We start from the raw sequence: 17783 nt of genomic DNA, 5'->3' as shown, positions 1-17783 counted from the left end.
GCGGGGGAGTAGGAGTACACACATGAACACAGTTGTCACCGCCAACCTTGTCGGCATCACCGGCTTGGCCCGTCGCTTGGTCCAGGACGGTGCCTTGGACGAGGCCTCCGCCCGCGACGCCATGGCCAAGGCGGCGGCTGCCCGCCAGCCGCTGCCTACGTGGTTCGCGCAGAACAAGCTGGTCAGTGCCTCGCAGCTCGCCGCCGCCAATGCAGTCGAGTTCGGCATGCCGCTGTTCGACGTTTCCACGTTCGACACCAGCCAGAACGCGATGAGCCTGGTCAGCGAGGAGCTGCTGCGCAAGCACAACGTGCTGCCGCTGTTCAAACGCGGCGGCAAGCTGTTCGTGGGTACCAGCAACCCGACCCATGCGCTGGACGAGATCAAGTTCCACACCAATCTGGTGGTGGAACCGATCCTGGTCGATGAGGACCAGATCCGCCGCACGCTTGAGCAGTGGCACGCCAGCCACGATGCCATCGGAAACGCACTGGGTGGCGATGACGAGGGCATGGGCAACCTGGATGTCGCGGCTGGTGACGAAGATCTCGGCGCCAGCAGCGGCGACTCTGGCATCGACGCCAAGGGTGACGACACCCCGGTGGTGAAGTTCGTCAACAAGGTACTGGTCGATGCGATCCGCAAGGGCGCATCGGATATCCACTTCGAGCCCTACGAAGACGATTACCGCGTGCGCCTGCGCATCGACGGCCTGCTGAAGATGGTGGCGCGCGCGCCGGTGAAGTTGAACCAGCGCATTGCCGCGCGTTTGAAGGTGATGGCGCAGCTGGACATCGCCGAGAAGCGCGTGCCGCAGGACGGGCGCATCAAGCTGAACCTGTCCAAGACCAAGCAGATCGACTTCCGCGTCAGCACGCTGCCGACCCTGTTCGGTGAAAAAGTGGTGCTGCGTATCCTCGATGGCAGCGCGGCCAAGCTGGGCATCGACAAGCTGGGCTACGAACCAGACCAGCAGAAGCTGTTCCACGACGCCATCCACAAGCCGTATGGCATGGTGCTGGTGACCGGCCCGACCGGTTCGGGCAAGACCGTGTCGCTGTATACCGCGCTGGGCATCCTCAACGACGAGACGCGCAACATCTCCACTGCCGAAGACCCGGTGGAAATCCGCTTGCCCGGTGTCAACCAGGTGCAGCAGAACAACAAGCGCGGCATGACCTTCGCCGCGGCGCTGCGCTCGTTCCTGCGACAGGATCCGGACATCATCATGGTCGGCGAAATCCGCGACCTGGAGACGGCCGAGATTGCGATCAAGGCGGCGCAGACCGGCCACATGGTGCTGTCCACGCTGCATACCAACGATGCGCCGCAGACCATCGCGCGCCTGATGAACATGGGTATCGCCCCGTACAACATCACCAGCTCGGTGACGCTGGTGATCGCGCAGCGCCTGGCACGCCGGTTGTGCGGCAACTGCAAGCGTCCGGCCAACCTGCCGGAGCATGCGCTGCTGGCCGAGGGCTTCACCCAGGCGCAGCTGGATGCGGGCATCCAGCTGTACGAGGCGGTGGGCTGCGATGAGTGCACCGAAGGCTACAAGGGCCGAACCGGTATCTACCAGGTGATGCCGATGACCGATGAGATCGCCACGATCGTGCTGGCCGGTGGCAATGCGCTGCAGATTGCCGAGGCGGCGCAGCAGATCGGGGTGAATGACCTGCGGCAGTCGGCGTTGAAGAAGGCGGCTGCGGGCGTGACCAGCCTGGCCGAGATCAATCGCGTGACCAAGGATTGAGGTAGAGCCGAGCCTATGCTCGGCTGATGGCCCGAAGAGCAGCCGAGCGTGGGCTCGGCTCTACAGTAGATCCACGCCATGCGTGGATGATCGGCCACGGATCCCATGATAGATCCACGCCATGCGCGGATGGCGCGGCGGCGCAGCGCCAACCAAGGTTGGCGCCTGCCAGGGCCGTTCAGCCCTTACTCCATTCCCAGCTTCTTCAGCTTGTAGCGCAGCGCGCGGAAGGTGATGCCCAGCTGCGCGGCGGTCCGGGTCTTGTTCCAGCGGTTCTCTTCCAGCGCGCGCTGGATGGCGCTGCGTTCCAGTTGCTCGATGTACGAGGGCAGGGCGGCGCCGCCCGGCTGCAGGTCGGCCACGGCTTCGGCGGGAGCTGCGCCGCCGGGCGCACGCGGGGCGTGCTGCGGCAGGCGCAGGTCGTCGGCACCGATGCGGTCTTCCTCAGCCAGTGCCAGCGCGCGTTCCAGAATGTTCTCCAGCTCGCGCACATTGCCCGGGAACGCATAGTGGGCCAGCGCCTCCAGCGCCGACGGGGCCAGCAGCGGGGTGGCACGGCCGTGGCTGCGGGCTAGCCGCGCCAGTACGGCGGCCGCCAGTTCCGGCAGGTCCTGGCGGCGCTCGCGCAGCGGCGGCACCTTCAGTTCGATCACGTTGATGCGGTAGTACAGGTCGTGGCGGAAGCGCCCGTCTTCGACCAGCTCGGCCAGGTCCTTGTGGGTGGCAGAGAGGATGCGTACGTCCACCGGCTCTTCGTTGGCAGCACCGACCGCGCGCACCGACTTCTCCTGGATCGCGCGCAGCAGCTTCACCTGCATCTGCAGCGGCAGCTCGGCCACTTCGTCCAGGAACAGGGTGCCGCCGTGCGCCGCCTGGAACAGGCCGGGCTTGTCGGCATGCGCGCCGCTGAAGCTGCCTTTGCGGTGGCCAAAGAATTCGCTTTCCATCAGCTCGCCGGGAATGGCGCCGCAGTTAACCGGCACGAACGGGCCGGCCGCACGCGCGCCTTGGGCGTGGATGGTGCGAGCGACCAGTTCCTTGCCAACCCCGGATTCACCGAGGATGTAGACCGGTGCCTGGCTGCGCGCGACCTTGCCGATGGTGGTGCGCAACACGTCCATGGCCGGCGAAGCGCCCAGCAGGCGTGCAGCCTGTTCGGTGGCGGGGCCGGGCGCAGGGCGTTCGGTGTTGTTGAGTTCCAGTGCGTGCTTGACCAGGCCACGCAGCACCGAGATGTCCACCGGCTTGCTGACGAAGTCGAAGGCGCCGGCTTTCAGCGCTTCCACCGCCAGGTCCATGCTGCCGAAGGCGGTGATCATCGCCACCGGCGTGCGCGGGTAGTGCTGGGCGATTTCGCTGACCAGCTCAATGCCGTTGCCATCCGGTAGGCGCATGTCGGTGATGCACAGGTCGTACGGATTGCTGGCCAGCAGCTCGCGTGCTTCGGCCAGGTTGGCGGCGGTACTGATGCGCAGCCCCATGCGGCCGAGGGTCAGTACCAGCAGTTCGCGGATGTCGCGTTCATCGTCGACGACGAGGGCGCTGCGGGTTTCGTTCATGGGCGTGAAAGATAAACGAGGGGGCTGGAAGCGACAAATGTTTGACGCACAGATTTGGAATCAGGTGGGCAACAGCGTGTGCGGGCCGGGCAGCACCAGGCGGAAGCAGGAGCCGCCTGCCGGCACTGGAATGTAGTCGAGCCGTGCTTGGTTGGCGCGGCACAACTCGCGGGCGATATACAGGCCCAGGCCGGTGCCGTGCTCGGAGGTGGTGAAGAACGGACGGAACAGCTGTGCGGCCACGCTCTCGGGAATGCCGGGGCCACGGTCCATCACGTCGATCACCGCGCTGCGTTCGTGCTGCGCCACGCGCAGGCGCACCCGCGCCGGCTGCTGGCCGATGCGGCCGTACTTCAGTGCGTTGTGCACCAGCACGGTGAGCACCTGGTACAGGTGCTTGGTATCGACCTGCGCCATCACCGCCGTGTCGCTGATGATCGGTTCGATGCTGTCGGTCTCCAGCGTCTGGCCCTGCTTGTACTCCAGCACGAAGCGGCGCACGAAGGCGACCAGGTCCACGTTCTCGGGCGTGGCGCGTTCGCGCCGTGCCAGCCCCAGCACGCTCTCGACGATGCCGTTGGTGCGTTGGCACTGCTGGCGGATGATCTGCAGCAGGCGGCGGTCACTCTCGTTGAAACCGGTGCCTTCCTCGAGCAGCTGCACGGCGTAGTTGATCGCCGCCAGCGGATTGCGGATCTCGTGGGCGAGGCTGGCCGAGAAGCGGCCCATCGCCGACAGGGTGAGCGATTCGGCGCGCCGGGACACCACGCTGGAATCGTCTAGGAACACCAGGGCCAGCTCGCTGCCGGCCAGCAGGCGGGCGAAGCGTGGTTGCACTTCCGGCTGGTCGGGGTTGAGCTGCAGCGGCAGTTCGTCCTGCGCCCAGCCGTTGCGCCAGCGCTGCAGGCGGCGCGCCAGTTCCGGCGCGGCACTGGCCAGATCCAGGCGTCCTGTCTCACCGATGCCGTCGTTGTCGCCGAGCAGCATCGAGGCCGCTTCATTGGCCAGGGTGATGCGGTTGTCGGCGTCCACCACCAGCACGCCGGTGCGCATGCGGCGGATGATCAGTTCGTTGATCTGGAACAGGTTGGCCACTTCGTCGCCGCGCTGGTTGGCCAGCTGCTGGTTGCGGCGCGCGCGGTTGCCCACCTGGTAGCTGATGAAGGCCAGCGCCAGGTAGCTGGTGGCGAACATGGCCAGCTCGGCCAGGGTGCGGGTGGGGTCGCCGCCTTCGAGCACCTTCCAGAGGTATTCGGTACCGGTGGCCAGGCTGGCAGCGATTGCCAGGCCCAGGCCCCAGGTCAACGGCAGCAGGGTGGCGGCAGCGGCGATGTTGAACAGCAGCGACATCGAGATGCCGGCGCTGGCGCCGGGCAGGGCATGCGCCAGCAGGGTGGCGGCGATGATGTCCACCAGCACGCTGCTGACCACGATCGGGCGCAGCCAGCGTTCGTTGCGGCCGATCGCCAGGGCCAGCAGCGACAGCAGCAGATAGATGGCCGCGACGGTATCGGCCAGGCGCGGGTGATGGGCCTCGCCGACCATGCCGGACAGGGGGCTGTAGAGCAGGCCGGCGATGACCGCGGCGATCAGCACCCGGTACAGCGCGAAGAAGTACAGCTCACGCCGCGGAATCGATTCGATGCGGTCGATCAATGAAGCACTGGGTGACACGCCGGAACTCCCCTTCTGGCTGCCTGGGTCTGGAATCTGCGGCGGCCCTGCCTGGCATCCCCTGAAGCCGGGCGGGTACGTCGCTTCTCTGTGGCCTGCGGTGGAAGCAGCCGGGCAGGCCCGGCACTACACACCTTGGTTGACCAGTATAGGGCCCCCGGCAGGACGCCGCCGGAGCCGCCCGGATCGCGCATTTGGCCTGCCGTGGATACCGGTGGCCAACGGCGGCCCGGGCGCAACTGCCTGAATGGTGGTGGAAATCTGGCCAGGTCTGGCGTTTTGTACAGACTTCTTTGCGCCCCGGCGCTGGCTCGGCCACAATAGTGGGCCCGCCGCGGTCCATGCCGGCGCCCCGCCGGGGCCCTGAGGAATTGCGTGCGGTCGTTCCTATTCCCACGGTGACGCATGAATTTCCACGAATACCAGTCAAAACAACTGCTTGCCGAGTACGGCATCCCGGTCCCGGCCGGCAAGGTCGCTGCGACCCCGGACGAAGCGGTTGCCGCTGCCAACTCCCTGGGCCAGGGCCCCTGGATGGTGAAGGCGCAGATCCACGCTGGCGGCCGCGGCAAGGCTGGCGGCGTCAAGTTCTGCAAGACCACCGACGACGTGAAGGCCGCTGCGGCCAAGATGCTCGGCACCAAGATGGCCACCTACCAGACCGCTGGCGTTGAACTGCCGGTCAACCTGGTGCTGGTGACCACCGCCGGCGAGATCGTCAAGGAACTGTACCTGTCGGTGCTGGTCGACCGTGGCACCAAGACCATCACCTACATCGCCTCTTCGGAAGGCGGCGTGGAGATCGAGCAGGTCGCCGCTGAAACCCCGGAGCTGATCCACTCGCTGAACGTCGACTTCGTCGAAGGCGTGCAGGGTTACCACGGCCGTGATTTCGGCTTCAAGCTGGGCCTGACCGCCAAGCAGGCCGGCCAGTTCGCCAGCATCATGGTGAACCTGTACCGCCTGTTCAACGAAAAGGACCTGGCCCTGGTTGAAATCAACCCGCTGGCCATCCTGGACGACGGCAACCTGTACGCGCTGGACGGCAAGTTCGACAGCGACGACAACGCCGCGTTCCGCCAGAAGGCCCTGGTCGCCATGCGCGACAAGACCCAGGAAGATCCGACCGAAGTGATCGCTTCGGAGCTGGACATCAACTACGTCACCATGGACGGCAACATCGGCTGCATGGTGAACGGCGCCGGCCTGGCCATGGCCACCATGGACGTCATCAAGCTCAACGGCGGCGAGCCGGCGAACTTCCTGGACGTGGGCGGCGGTGCCAACAAGCAGCGCGTCATCGAAGCGTTCAAGCTGATCCTGTCCTCGGACAAGGTCGAAGGCATCTTCGTCAACATCTTCGGCGGCATCGTCCGCTGCGACATGATTGCCGAAGGCATCATCGCCGCTGTGAAGGAAGTGGGCGTCAAGGTTCCGGTCGTGGTGCGCCTGGAAGGCACCAACGTGGAAGAAGGCAAGCAGCTGCTGCGTGACAGCGGCATGGCCATCATCCCGGCTGACAACATCAACGATGGCGCCAAGAAGATCGTTGAAGCTGTCAAGAACGCTGCCTGATTCGACACCAAGGAATTCCCATGTCTGTTTTGATTAACAAGAACACCAAGGTGATCGTGCAGGGCTTCACCGGCCAGCAGGGCACCTTCCACGCCACTCAGATGATCGAGTACGGCACCCAGGTTGTTGGCGGCGTGACCCCGGGCAAGGGTGGCACCACCCACATCGACCTGCCGGTCTTCAACACCGTTGCCGACGCCGTGCAGAGCACCGGCGCCAACGCCTCGGTCATCTACGTGCCGCCGCCGTACGCGGCCGACGCGATCCTGGAAGCCGCTGCTGCCGGCATCAAGGTCATCGTCTGCATCACCGAAGGCATCCCGGTGCTGGACATGCTGCGCGTCAAGAACGTGCTGACCCGTTCGCATCCGGACACCGTGCTGATCGGGCCGAACTGCCCGGGCGTCATCACCCCGGGTGAGTGCAAGATCGGCATCATGCCGGGCCACATCCACCAGCCGGGCAAGATCGGCATCGTGTCGCGTTCGGGCACCCTGACCTATGAAGCGGTCAAGCAGACCACCGAAGTCGGCCTGGGCCAGTCCACCTGCATCGGCATCGGTGGTGACCCGATCAACGGCCTGAACTTCGTCGACTGCCTGAAGCTGTTCAACGAAGACCCGCAGACCGAAGGCATCATCATGGTTGGCGAAATCGGCGGTGACGCCGAAGAAGCCGGCGCCGAGTACATCAAGAACCACGTGAAGAAGCCGGTCGTCGGTTTCATCGCCGGTGCGTCGGCTCCGGCCGGCAAGCGCATGGGCCACGCCGGTGCGATCGCCTCGGGCGGCAAGGGCACCGCGGAAGGCAAGTTCGCCGCGATGGAAGCTGCCGGTGTTGTCACCGTCCGTTCGCCGGGCGACCTGGGCGCTGCCATCGCCAAGCTGGTGAAATAAGAACGACTGCCTCTGGCAGCCGATTCTGTAGAGCCGAGCCCACGCTCGGCTTGCTTTGGAAAAGCCGCCCTCGGGCGGCTTTTCTGCGTCTGGCGGCCGCCTGGTCGGCCCATCCACGCATGGCGTGGATCTACTGAGCCAGGGCTGTCCACGCAGTGAGCGCGCCCGGCACGCGCATGGCGCAGCGCTACAATGGCGGCATTGCAACCACAGGCTGGATTCCCATGGCTTCGATCCGCATCGCGATGGCGCAGTTCGACTTCCCGGTCGGCGATGTCGCCGGCAACACCGAGCGCATCATCGAGATGATCGGCCAGGCGCGCGACGAGTACGGCGCCGAGCTGGTGATGTTCCCCGAGCTGGCGGTGAGCGGTTACCCGCCGGAGGACCTGCTGCTGCGCCCGGGCTTCCTGTACGAGTGCGAGCAGGCGATGACCCGCATCGCTGCCGCCTGCCGTGGCATCACCGCCGTGGTTGGCTGGCCGCAGGCGGCGGGTGCGGTGGTCTACAACGCCGCCAGCGTGCTGCGCGACGGGCTGGTCGAGCAGACCTACCGCAAGCGCGAGCTGCCCAACTACGCGGTGTTCGACGAGCGCCGCTACTTCGATGTCGATCCGGATGGCGGCAGCTGCGTGTTCGAGGTCAACGGTGTGCCGGTCGGCCTGCTGATCTGCGAGGACCTGTGGTTCGCCGAGCCGTTGGCCGACACCGTGCGCGCCGGCGCGCAGCTGGTGGTGGTGCCGAATGCGTCGCCGTACGAGCGGGGCAAGCATGCCCAGCGCGATGCGGTGCTGGCCGCGCGCACCCGTGAGAGCGGGGCGGCGATTGCCTACCTCAACGTGGTCGGTGGCCAGGACGCGCTGGTGTTCGATGGCGCCTCGGTGGTGGCCGATGGCGACGGTACCGTGCACCCGGCCGCCGCCGCCTTCGTCGACCAGTGGCTGGTGGTGGAGTACGACGGTGAAACCCGCCGCTTCATGCCGCACGTGTGGATGGACGATGGCGACGAGAGCATGGACGCGCTGGCCTGGCGTGCCGTGACCCGTGGCATCCAGGACTACTGCCGCAAGAACGGCTTCAGGAAGGTGTGGCTGGGCCTGTCCGGTGGCATCGATTCGGCACTGGTGCTGGCCATGGCCGTGGACGCGATGGGCGCCGAGAACGTCACCGCCGTGCGGTTGCCGTCGCGCTATACCGCAGGCCTGTCCAATGACCTGGCCGCCGAGCAGTGCCAGGCACTGGGCGTGAAGCTGGAGGCGGTGTCGATCGAGCCGGCGTTCAAGGGCCTGATGGAATCGCTGGCGCCGATGTTCGAGGGCACCACGCCGGACGTGACCGAAGAGAATCTGCAGTCGCGCAGCCGTGGCGTGATCCTGATGGCGCTGGCCAACAAGTTCGGCGGCCTGCTGCTGACCACCGGCAACAAGAGCGAGTACGCGGTCGGTTACGCCACCATCTACGGCGACATGTGCGGTGGCTATGCGCCGTTGAAGGACCTCTACAAGACCGAGGTGTTCGGGCTGTCCAAGTGGCGCAACACCGTGGGCGGCGCACCGGTGATCCCGCCGGCGGTGATCAGCCGCCCGCCGTCGGCCGAGCTGCGCGAGAACCAGCTGGACCAGGATTCGCTGCCGGCCTATGACGTGCTGGATGGCATCCTGTACCGCTACATCGATCAGGAGCAGTCGCGCACGGAGATCGTGGCGGCCGGTTACGACGCGACCGTGGTCGACCGCGTGCTTCGCCTGGTGCGCATCAGCGAGTGGAAGCGGCATCAGGCCGCGCCCGGGCCGAAGGTCTCGCGCCGGGCGTTCGGCCGTGAGCGTCGTTACCCGATCAGCAACGGCTACAAGGGCTGAGGCCCGGTCCAGCAGACGACAGGGAGTGCCGGCCGATGGCCGGCAACCCGTTGGCCCTCTCCGGTGGGTGCGGACCCTGGTCCGCACGATGGTCGAAGATCATCCACGCATGGCGTGGATCTACCGGGCTTCGCCGAGCAGCTGTTCGAGGCCGGCGGTTTCCGCAGCGTCGCTGAAGTGGCCGCCCTCAAGCCGTGCACGCACAAATGCCAGGCCATCCGCCGCCGCCGCATCCAGCGTGCCGCGGTGGTCGACCGGGTAGCGTCGGAACGCGACCGGCTCGCCTCGCAGGGCCAGGCTTGCGGCGTACAGCAGCGTGGTCAGATAGGGCACATCGCGGTCCGCGCTGCCATGGCCCAGCATCAGTGGTTGGCTGAAGCCGCGGCGCGGTACGCCGAGATAGTCGTACAGCACCGCCCAGATGCCCGGCACGCTGGTCAGCGGTGCAGTGAACATGCTGCCGATATCCGCACCGTCCAGGGTGGCGGCCAGTTCGCCCAGGCACTGCTCACGTGCCGCTGCCACGCGGGCGCGGCCGGTGTCGCTGAGGACGCGGTCGATCTGCGGCGCGACCTGCAGCAGGCCGTCGAGCAGATACGCGTGATACGCGTTGACTGCACCGGGATTGGGGCTGCGGTTGTCCGGTTTCATCACCAGCGCGGTCAACTCCACTGCCGTGGGCGTACCGGTGGAGAAGCTGCCACGGTAGTGCAACGCCGGCCCTCCATGGGTGGGGGCGATGTGGCCTGCCGTGAGCGCGGCGGCGCCACCCTGCGAATGGCCGACCGATACCCAGCGCGGCGACAGCGCGTTGCCCAGTTACTGGCGGCTGGCTTTGACGAGGTCGATGGCGTTGCGCGCGGCAGTGCGCACATGCAGATAGGCATGGTCACCTGGACTGCCAAGGCCCTGGTAGTCCGCAGCGACCACCGCATAGCCCTCCGCCAGGAATTGATCGAGGAAGCGCCCGTCGCGTTGGGGTTGGTAGGGGCCGGACACCGATGGCGCACAGCGATCCGCGATGCCCTGGGTGCCATGTGCCCAGGACACCACCGGCCAGCCGCCTGCAGGAGCCGCGCCGGCGGGCAGGTACAGCAGGCCGGTGCCTTCGGCCAGCTGGCCGCGATGATCCGGGGTGCGGTAGTGCAGCTTGTAGGCCTGCGCGGCCTTGGACGGCACCCATGACGCGCGATAGGGGGCAGCAGACAGCAGGTCGCCCGGTGCAACCGGTGCGGCGGCCAGGGGGCCCGGGGACAGCGCCAGCAGGGCAGTGGCGAGGAGGCCGGCGAGAGGGCGGAAACGGCGGGGTAGTGGGATCATGAGGCGCTCCTTCACGGCCGGGATGGCCGTTGCGCCGCAGTGTGGAGGGGCTCGCCCGCGCCGATTGGGACCGGCGTCGCATCCGCCGGGGATTCGTAGAATTCCTAGTGTCGTGGTCCATGGGCGCACGAACCCTCCACGCATGGCGTGGATAACCGACAAAGAAAAGGCCCCTTGCGGGGCCTTTTTCTTATTTCTTTTCCAGTCGCGCGTTGCGCTGGCCGGTGCTGGCGGACTTCTCGCCAGCGAACGGGTTCAGCTTGCGGATCATCCACGGGTACTTCGGCCACTTGCCTTCCAGCCACGGGTGGTCCGGCTGGTTCAGCTTCAGGACGCGGCGGGCGTCGTCGGCCATGGTCTTGTTGCCCAGGTGGGTGTAGGAATCGGCCAGGACGGCGACGGCGTCGTACTGGAACGCGCTCTGCGGGTAGGTTTCCAGCAGGTAGTTGGCGCGGCCGGCGGCCGAGACCCAGGCGCCGCGGCGCATGTAGTACAGGGCGTTGTCGAGCTCGTGCTGGGCGAACACGTCACGCAGCTCCAGCATGCGCTGGCGCGCATCGGCGGCGTACCGGCTGTTCGGGTAGCGGTCCACCACGATGTTGAAGTCCGAATACGCCTGGTGCGGCGTGGACAGATCGCGCCGGCTGGCATCCAGCGACCATACGCGACGAAGGAAAACCGTACTGCGATTGGAGTTGGCCAGGCCGCGCAGGTAGTACAGGTACGCGATGTTGCGATGGGTCGGGTAGGTACGGATGAAGCGGTCGATGCTGGACACCGCGTCATCGTGCTTGCCGGCCTTGTACTGGGCGTAGGCGGTCTCGATCATCGCCTGCTCGGTGTACGGGCCGTACGGATACTGGGCCACCAGGCGGCGGAAGCTGGCTTCGGCGCCGCTCCAGTTGCCACCCTGCATCAGCTTGTGGCTCTTCTCGTACAACTGTTCGACCGGCGTCCCTTCATCGGGGCGATCGCCCTTCTTGGCACCACGGTGGCAGCCGGTGGCGGCGATGACCAGCACCAGCAGCAGGGCGGTGAGGCGGACGGGCGCGGAGAGCATGGCGGAGCGTCGGATCATGGGGTCGAGGCGGGACGCGGCTGGAATACGAAGGGTCGATGATAGCCTAGTGTCCTGTCCAGCGACTGAAACCGGCCGCCGGGACCCCAAAATTTCAAAGAATGCCCCCCTGCCATGTCTGAACAACCCTCTGAATCGGCCCGCCAGGCCATCGTCCCCGACACCGCTGCCGGCCGCCGTTTCGACGCCGTCGTGGCCGAACTGTTCCCCGAATACTCGCGGTCGCGCCTGACCGAGTGGATCAAAGCCGGTGAGGTCCTGCTGGACGGCGCCCAGGTGCGTCCGCGCGATCCGCTGCGCGGCGGCGAGGTGGTGACCCTCAACGTGGTGCTGGAAACCCAGACCGACGCCCAGCCGGAGGACATCCCGCTGGACGTGCTGTTCGAGGACGAGCACCTGCTGGTGATCAACAAGCAGGTCGGCCTGGTGGTGCACCCGGGCGCCGGCAACCACAGCGGCACCCTGGTCAATGCCCTGCTGTTCCGCGACCCGTCGGTGGCGGTACTGCCGCGCGCGGGCATCGTGCACCGCCTGGACAAGGACACCAGCGGCGTGATGGTGGTGGCCAAGACCCTGGAAGCGCAGACCGCGCTGGTCGAGCAGTTGGCCGCACGCGACGTGCACCGCCAGTACCTGGCCATCGTGATGGGCGCGCTGGTGGCCGGCGGTACCGCTGATGCCCCGATCGACCGCCACCCGCGCGACCGCCTGAAGATGGCCGTGCGCGAGGACGGCAAGGAGGCGATCACCCATTACCGCCTGCGCGAGCGCTTCCGTGCGCACACCGCACTGGAGTGCCGCCTGGAAACCGGCCGTACCCACCAGATCCGCGTGCATATGGCGCACGTGCGCCATCCGATCATCGGCGACCCGCTGTACGGCGGTGCATTGAAGCTGCCCAAGGGCGCCAGCGACGAGCTGGTGGCCGCGCTGCGCGGCTTCAAGCGCCAGGCCCTGCACGCCGAGACGCTGGAGTTCACGCACCCGATCACCGGTGAGCCGGTGCGCAACACCGCGCCGGTGCCGGACGACATGCTGCACCTGATGAAGGTGCTGCGCGAAGACAGCGAAGCCTTCGCCGCGCGCGAGCGGGACCGCTGGTGATGGACGCCGCGCTGCCCTTGCTGCAGGCGGACTGGCCGGCGCCTCCGGGCGTTCATGCGCTGACCACGCGCCGGCACGGTGCGGGCATCTCGCCGGCGCCGTTCGCGCAGTTCAACCTGGGCAACCGGCACGCGGCCGATGGTGATACCCCCGCCAACGTCGAGCACAACCGCCAGCTGCTGCAGCAGGGGTTGGCGCTGCCGTCGGCCCCGCACTGGCTGCGCCAGGTGCACAGCAGCACTGTGCTGCGCTTCAGCGCGCCGCCGGTGCCCGGCGCCAGCGAACCGGTGGCCGATGCCGCGGTGACCTCGGTGCCGGGCGTGGTGCTGGCGATCCTGACCGCCGACTGCCTGCCGGTGGTGTTTGCCGCCGCCGATGGCAGTGAGGTGGGCGCGGCCCACGCAGGCTGGCGTGGCCTGGCCGACGGTATGCTGGAGGCCACGGTGGCCGCCATGCAGACGCCGCCGGCGCAGCTGCGGGCCTGGCTGGGCCCGGCCGCCGGACCGGCCGACTACGAGATCGGCGAGGAGGTCTACCACGCCTTCGTCGGCCATGATCCGGCGGCCGAAGCGGCGTTCGTGGCGACGCGGCCGGGTCACTGGAAGGTCGATCTGTTCGCGCTGGCCCGCCAGCGCCTGCAGGCGGCGGGCATGGACCCGGCGCAGGTGCATGGCGGCACGGTGTCGACCATGGCCGATCCCGACCTGTATTCGCACCGGCGCGACCGTCGTACCGGACGCATGGCGACCCTGGCCTGGATCGCGCGCTGACCCCGCCGCTGTTCGCGCGTGTGCTGGGGCCGGCCTTCGCCACCCTGGCCGCGCCGGTGCAGGCGCTGCATGCCGCGCCGTTGCCATGCCGCTACGTGGGGCAGGCGCGCATCGTGAGGGGGTGGCACTGGCTGGTGCCGCTGCTGGCTGCGTTGGCACGGTTGCCAAAGGACGGAGACGCGCTGCCGACCGAAGTGGCGTTCAGGGCACACGGGCAGGGCGAGCAGTGGGCGCGGCGTTTTGGGCGCTGGCCGATGGTGTCGCGGCTGTGGGCGCATGAGGGATACCTGCGCGAGCAGTTGGGCGCGGTGCGCTTCGAATTTGATCTGCAGGCCCGCGAAGGTGGCATCGACTGGTCTGTGCGGCGGGTCTGGGCCTTCGGGCTGCTGCCGCTGCCGAGGCGCTGGTTTGGTGGCGTGCGTTGCCGCGAAGCCTGGCAGGGTGAGCGCTACACTTTCCTGGTCGATGTGACGCTGCCCTGGGTGGGAGCTCTGATCCGCTATGAAGGCTGGCTCGAACCGCAGTGAGGCCGCCGCCGAGGTTGGCAGCGCGGTGATCGTATTCGATGGCGTATGCGCGCTGTGCAACCGCTGGGTGCGCTTCCTGCTGCGCTTCGACCGCAGGGGGCGCTATCGCTTTGCGGCGATGCAGGGTGCGCAGGGCAGCGCGATGCTGCGCGCGCACGGGCTGAACCCGCAGGACCCGATGTCGTTCCTGCTGCTGGACGCGCAGGGCGCCTGGACCGATACCGATGCGATCCTGCGCGTGCTGGCGGGGCTGGGCGGCGCCTGGCGTTTGAGCGGCGTGCTGCGGGCAGTGCCGCGCGGCTGGTGTGATGCCGCGTATCGCGCGCTGGCGCGCAACCGTTACCGCTGGTTCGGGCGGCATGACGCTTGTTACCTGCCCGCACCGGAGCAGGCCGCGCGGTTCCTGGATTGAAGAAAAAAGGGGACGGAGGGGATTAAGTCGTTTGTGCACAAACGACTTAATCCCCTCCGTCCCCTTTTTCCCTCAGCCTTCCAGCGCGTCGAGGTAGCTGCGGCGCCAGTGGTTGATGTCGTAGGTGCGCAGGTGATCCATCATCGCGTGCCAGCGCTCCTTGCGCCTGCTCAGCGACATCGTCGCTGCCGTGGCGATGGCGTCGGCCACGCCGTCCAGATCATGTGGGTTCACCAGCAGCGCCTGCTTCAGTTCGTCGGCAGCGCCGGCCAGCAGTGACAGCACCAGCACGCCGGGATCTTCCGGGTCCTGCGAGGCCACGTATTCCTTGGCCACCAGGTTCATGCCATCGCGCAGCGGCGTGACCAGGCCGACCGCCGCCGCCCGGTAGAAGCCGGTGAGCGTGGCATGGGTGAAGTTCTGGTTGACGTAGCGCAGGGGTGTCCAGTCCGGCTCGGCGTGGCCGCCGTTGATGTGGCCGGCGATCTGTTCCAGCTGGCTGCGCAGCTGCCGGTACTCGGTGACGTCGCCGCGCGAGACCGGCGCGATCTGCAGGTAGGTCAGCGAGCCGCGCTGGTCGGGGTGGCGCTCAAGATAGCGCTCGAAGCCGAGGAAGCGCTCGGGCAGGCCCTTGGAGTAGTCCAGGCGATCTACGCCGATCGCCAGCTGGCGGTCACGCAGGCTGTTGCGCAGATTCTTCACCGCGGCCTTGGTGGCGGCGGTGCCGGCCTGGCGTGCGATCAGCTCGGTGTCGATGCCGATCGGGAAAGCCGCCGCACGGAAGCGGCGCCCGCCCGGTGCTTCCAGCTCGCCGTTGTCGAGTACGCGGCCACCGCCGAACAGGCGCAGGTAGGTCTGGAAACGATCGGCGTCGCGCTGGGTCTGGAAGCCGACCAGATCGTAGGCGTACAGCGCGGAGAACAGTCGCAGGTGGTCGGGCATCGCCTGCAGCAGGTCGGCCGACGGCATCGGGATGTGCAGGAAAAAGCCGATGCGGCAGCCGATGCCGCGCTCGCGCAGCAGTGCGCCGAGCGGGATCAGGTGGTAGTCGTGGATCCAGACGATGTCATCCTCTCGCAGCAATGGCGCGAGCTTGTCGGCGAACAGCGCATTGACCTTGTGGTAGGTCTCGCGGGTGCCGCGGTCGTAGTCGACCAGGTCCAGCCGGAAGTGCAGCAGTGGCCACAGCGTGCGGTTGGCGAAACCATTGTAGTAGCCATCGACTTCGCGCTTGCTCAGGTCCATGGTGACGTAGTCGATGTCACCGTCCTTCTGCCGGTGCAGCGTGCCGCTGCCTTCCTTTACGGTCTTGCCGCTCCAGCCGAACCACAGGCCGCCGCGCTCCTTCAGGGCGGCCAGCAGGCCGACCGCCAGGCCGCCTGCGCGGTTCTCGCCGGGCACGGCCACACGATTTGATACCACGACCAGACGACTCACGATGCCTCCTGCCAGGACCGCGACAGGCGCATCGCGGCGGTGATCAGGCCGACGTGCGAATAGGTCTGCGGGAAATTGCCCCAGGCCTCGCCACTGTCGAAGGCCAGATCCTCCGACAGCAGGCCCAGATGGTTTCGCTGCTTCAGCAGCAGCTCGAACATCTCGCGTGCTTCGTCCATGCGCCCGATTGCCGCCAGCGCATCGATGTACCAGAAGGTGCAGATGGTGAAGCTGGTTTCCGGCTCGCCGAAGTCATCCGGCGCGACATAGCGGTACAGCGAATTGCCATGCTTGAGGTCGCGGCCGATGGCGTCGACGGTGGCAATGAAGCGCGCATCCAGCGCGTCGATGAAGCCGATATCGGCCAGCAGCAGCAGCGAGGCATCCAGCCGATGGCCACCGAAGGTATCGGTGAAGTGGCCCAGCTCCTCGCTCCAGGATTCGGCCATGATGCGCGCGTGGATGGTGTCGGCGCGCTCGCGCCAGTAGCGGGCGCGGTCATCACGCTTCAGGCGCACGGCGATCTTGCACAGGCGGTCGCACGCGGCCCAGCACATCGCGCTGGTATAGGTATGCACTTCGGTGCGGCCGCGGAATTCCCACAGGCCGGCATCGGGTACGTCATGCAGGGCGAACGCCTGTTCGCCCAGGGGCTCCAGGCGGGCGAAGGTGTGCGCATCACCCGGGTCCTGCAGGCGCCGGTCGAAGAACAGCTGCGTGGACGCCAGCACCACGCTGCCGTACACATCGTGCTGGCGCTGCACCCAGGCCAGGTTGCCGCGTCGCACCGGGCCCATGCCACGGTAGCCGGACAGGCTGGGTACTTCGTCCTCGTCCAGCTTGGCTTCGAAGCCGATGCCATACAGCGGGTGCAGCGTGCCGTCGGTGGTGGCCAGGTTGAAGATGTAGCCGAGGAACTGCTCCATCGTGCGTGTTGCGCCGAGGCGGTTCAGCGCGCGCACCACGAACGCGGCATCACGCAGCCAGCAGTAACGGTAGTCCCAGTTGCGCACGCTGCCGGGGGCTTCCGGAATGGAGGTGGTCATCGCCGCGATGATCGCGCCGCTGTCCTCGTACTGGCACAGCTTCAGGGTGATCGCACTGCGGATCACCGCGTCCTGCCATTCCAGCGGAATGGACAGGTAACGCACCCATTCGCGCCAGTAGTCGCGGGTGCGTTGGAAGGCTTCCTGCACATAGCCACTGATCGAGCGGTTGAGCGATTCATCCACGCCCAGGATCAGGTGGATGGGATGGTTGAGTACGAACGGCAGACCGTCGCGCACGAAGCGCACCGGTACATCGGTGGTCAGCCGCAGCACATGCTCGGGCAGGATCCAGCGCACATGGTTGCTGCCCCAGGTGGACTCCGGCACGCGCGCGCCCCAGTCCGCCAGTGGTCGCGCACGCACGGTGATGCGCGGACTGCCGGCCAGCGGACGCACCTGGCGGATCAGGCTGACCGGGCGGTAGAAACGGTCGTTCTGGCGCCAGCGCGGGGCGAAATCGAGGATTTCCAGTTCGCCACCGTGCGCGTCGCGCAGGACGGTGCGCAGGATCGCGGTGTTGGTCAGGTATTCCTGCTCGCTGCTCGCGAAGTCCTCCAGCTCGATGGCGAAGTCGCCACCGGTCTGCTGGTTGGGACCGAGCAGGGCACAGAAGGTGGGGTCGCCGTCGAAGGTGGGCAGGCAGCTCCAGACAACGCGGGCACGTTTGTCGACCAGGGCGCCGAAGCTGCCGTTGCCGACCACGCCCAGATCAAGATCGGGTTGGGTCATCACGCGGTACATCTCGGTTGCGGCCGTGGGGTGGCCGG

13 protein-coding genes and 1 pseudogene are annotated in these 17783 nt (G+C 67.2%); 8 read left to right on the top strand and 6 right to left on the bottom strand.

Annotated features, from left to right (window positions below):
• Positions 1-22: 22 nt before the first annotated feature.
• Positions 23-1756: a type IV-A pilus assembly ATPase PilB gene (pilB, locus tag GOC52_RS16150; RefSeq protein WP_191849881.1), complete on the top strand. Its 1734-nt coding sequence runs from the start codon at positions 23-25 to the stop codon at positions 1754-1756.
• Between the two features lie 185 nt (positions 1757-1941).
• Here pilB and GOC52_RS16145 read toward each other — a convergent pair whose 3' ends face one another.
• The gene (locus GOC52_RS16145; protein ID WP_010481514.1) at positions 1942-3315 is read right to left on the bottom strand and encodes a sigma-54-dependent transcriptional regulator; all 1374 of its coding nucleotides are present in this window, start codon (positions 3313-3315) and stop codon (positions 1942-1944) included.
• A gap of 60 nt (positions 3316-3375) precedes the next feature.
• Positions 3376-4989 (bottom strand): sensor histidine kinase, encoded by a 1614-nt coding sequence (locus GOC52_RS16140; RefSeq protein WP_143993947.1) that lies wholly within the window; start codon positions 4987-4989, stop codon positions 3376-3378.
• A gap of 405 nt (positions 4990-5394) precedes the next feature.
• Between GOC52_RS16140 and sucC the strand changes: the two genes are divergently transcribed.
• The 3 genes from sucC to GOC52_RS16125 all read left to right on the top strand — a co-directional run bounded on the left by sucC (position 5395) and on the right by GOC52_RS16125 (position 9319).
• A complete protein-coding gene (gene sucC, locus GOC52_RS16135) occupies positions 5395-6564 on the top strand; it encodes an ADP-forming succinate--CoA ligase subunit beta (RefSeq protein WP_004154430.1) in 1170 nt (389 codons plus the stop codon).
• A gap of 20 nt (positions 6565-6584) precedes the next feature.
• Positions 6585-7460, top strand: a complete 876-nt coding sequence (gene sucD / locus GOC52_RS16130; protein WP_005410793.1) for a succinate--CoA ligase subunit alpha — start codon at positions 6585-6587, stop codon at positions 7458-7460.
• Positions 7461-7684: 224 nt separating this feature from the next.
• Positions 7685-9319: an NAD+ synthase gene (locus tag GOC52_RS16125; protein ID WP_043402872.1), complete on the top strand. Its 1635-nt coding sequence runs from the start codon at positions 7685-7687 to the stop codon at positions 9317-9319.
• Between the two features lie 120 nt (positions 9320-9439).
• On the opposite strand, the pseudogene GOC52_RS16120 reads toward GOC52_RS16125, so the two are convergent.
• Together GOC52_RS16120 and GOC52_RS16115 are read right to left on the bottom strand one after the other, a co-directional pair.
• A pseudogene (locus tag GOC52_RS16120) lies at positions 9440-10639 on the bottom strand (lipase family protein).
• Between the two features lie 190 nt (positions 10640-10829).
• Positions 10830-11717: an outer membrane protein assembly factor BamD gene (locus GOC52_RS16115; protein ID WP_191849879.1), complete on the bottom strand. Its 888-nt coding sequence runs from the start codon at positions 11715-11717 to the stop codon at positions 10830-10832.
• A 114-nt stretch (positions 11718-11831) separates the two neighbouring features.
• Here GOC52_RS16115 and rluD point away from each other — a divergent pair, with 114 nt between their 5' ends.
• The 4 genes from rluD to GOC52_RS16095 are packed head-to-tail and all read left to right on the top strand — an operon-like array spanning position 11832 to position 14530.
• A complete protein-coding gene (gene rluD, locus GOC52_RS16110; protein ID WP_191849877.1) occupies positions 11832-12821 on the top strand; it encodes a 23S rRNA pseudouridine(1911/1915/1917) synthase RluD in 990 nt (329 codons plus the stop codon).
• Positions 12821-13591: a peptidoglycan editing factor PgeF gene (gene pgeF, locus GOC52_RS16105; RefSeq protein WP_043402859.1), complete on the top strand. Its 771-nt coding sequence runs from the start codon at positions 12821-12823 to the stop codon at positions 13589-13591. Before rluD ends, pgeF begins: the two co-directional genes overlap by 1 nt.
• A gap of 20 nt (positions 13592-13611) precedes the next feature.
• The gene (locus GOC52_RS16100) at positions 13612-14118 is read left to right on the top strand and encodes a DUF4166 domain-containing protein (protein WP_019338720.1); all 507 of its coding nucleotides are present in this window, start codon (positions 13612-13614) and stop codon (positions 14116-14118) included.
• A complete protein-coding gene (locus tag GOC52_RS16095; RefSeq protein WP_043402863.1) occupies positions 14093-14530 on the top strand; it encodes a thiol-disulfide oxidoreductase DCC family protein in 438 nt (145 codons plus the stop codon). Before GOC52_RS16100 ends, GOC52_RS16095 begins: the two co-directional genes overlap by 26 nt.
• A 72-nt stretch (positions 14531-14602) precedes the next feature.
• On the opposite strand, the gene otsA is transcribed toward GOC52_RS16095, so the two are convergent.
• Positions 14603-15967 (bottom strand): alpha,alpha-trehalose-phosphate synthase (UDP-forming), encoded by a 1365-nt coding sequence (gene otsA / locus GOC52_RS16090; RefSeq protein WP_043402878.1) that lies wholly within the window; start codon positions 15965-15967, stop codon positions 14603-14605.
• Entirely contained in the window at positions 15964-17745 is a 1782-nt protein-coding gene (locus tag GOC52_RS16085; RefSeq protein ID WP_191849876.1) for a glycoside hydrolase family 15 protein, read from the bottom strand. Before GOC52_RS16085 ends, otsA begins: the two co-directional genes overlap by 4 nt.
• Between the last annotated feature and the right edge of the window lie 38 nt (positions 17746-17783).

The organism is Stenotrophomonas sp. SXG-1, assembly GCF_014083965.1.
Classification (GTDB): domain Bacteria; phylum Pseudomonadota; class Gammaproteobacteria; order Xanthomonadales; family Xanthomonadaceae; genus Stenotrophomonas; species Stenotrophomonas geniculata.
Note: the sequence above shows the minus strand (reverse complement) of the source record. Positions and strands in the feature narration are given on the sequence as shown.

What these genes read in the sequence shown, in the direction of transcription:
- pilB (WP_191849881.1), top strand. Translation starts at nt 23, where the DNA reads ATGAACACAGTTGTCACCGCCAACCTTGTCGGCATCACCGGCTTGGCC.
- GOC52_RS16145 (WP_010481514.1), bottom strand. Translation starts at nt 3,315, where the DNA reads ATGAACGAAACCCGCAGCGCCCTCGTCGTCGACGATGAACGCGACATC.
- sucC (WP_004154430.1), top strand. Translation starts at nt 5,395, where the DNA reads ATGAATTTCCACGAATACCAGTCAAAACAACTGCTTGCCGAGTACGGC.
- sucD (WP_005410793.1), top strand. Translation starts at nt 6,585, where the DNA reads ATGTCTGTTTTGATTAACAAGAACACCAAGGTGATCGTGCAGGGCTTC.
- GOC52_RS16125 (WP_043402872.1), top strand. Translation starts at nt 7,685, where the DNA reads ATGGCTTCGATCCGCATCGCGATGGCGCAGTTCGACTTCCCGGTCGGC.
- GOC52_RS16115 (WP_191849879.1), bottom strand. Translation starts at nt 11,717, where the DNA reads ATGATCCGACGCTCCGCCATGCTCTCCGCGCCCGTCCGCCTCACCGCC.
- rluD (WP_191849877.1), top strand. Translation starts at nt 11,832, where the DNA reads ATGTCTGAACAACCCTCTGAATCGGCCCGCCAGGCCATCGTCCCCGAC.
- pgeF (WP_043402859.1), top strand. Translation starts at nt 12,821, where the DNA reads ATGGACGCCGCGCTGCCCTTGCTGCAGGCGGACTGGCCGGCGCCTCCG.
- GOC52_RS16095 (WP_043402863.1), top strand. Translation starts at nt 14,093, where the DNA reads ATGAAGGCTGGCTCGAACCGCAGTGAGGCCGCCGCCGAGGTTGGCAGC.
- GOC52_RS16085 (WP_191849876.1), bottom strand. Translation starts at nt 17,745, where the DNA reads ATGACCCAACCCGATCTTGATCTGGGCGTGGTCGGCAACGGCAGCTTC.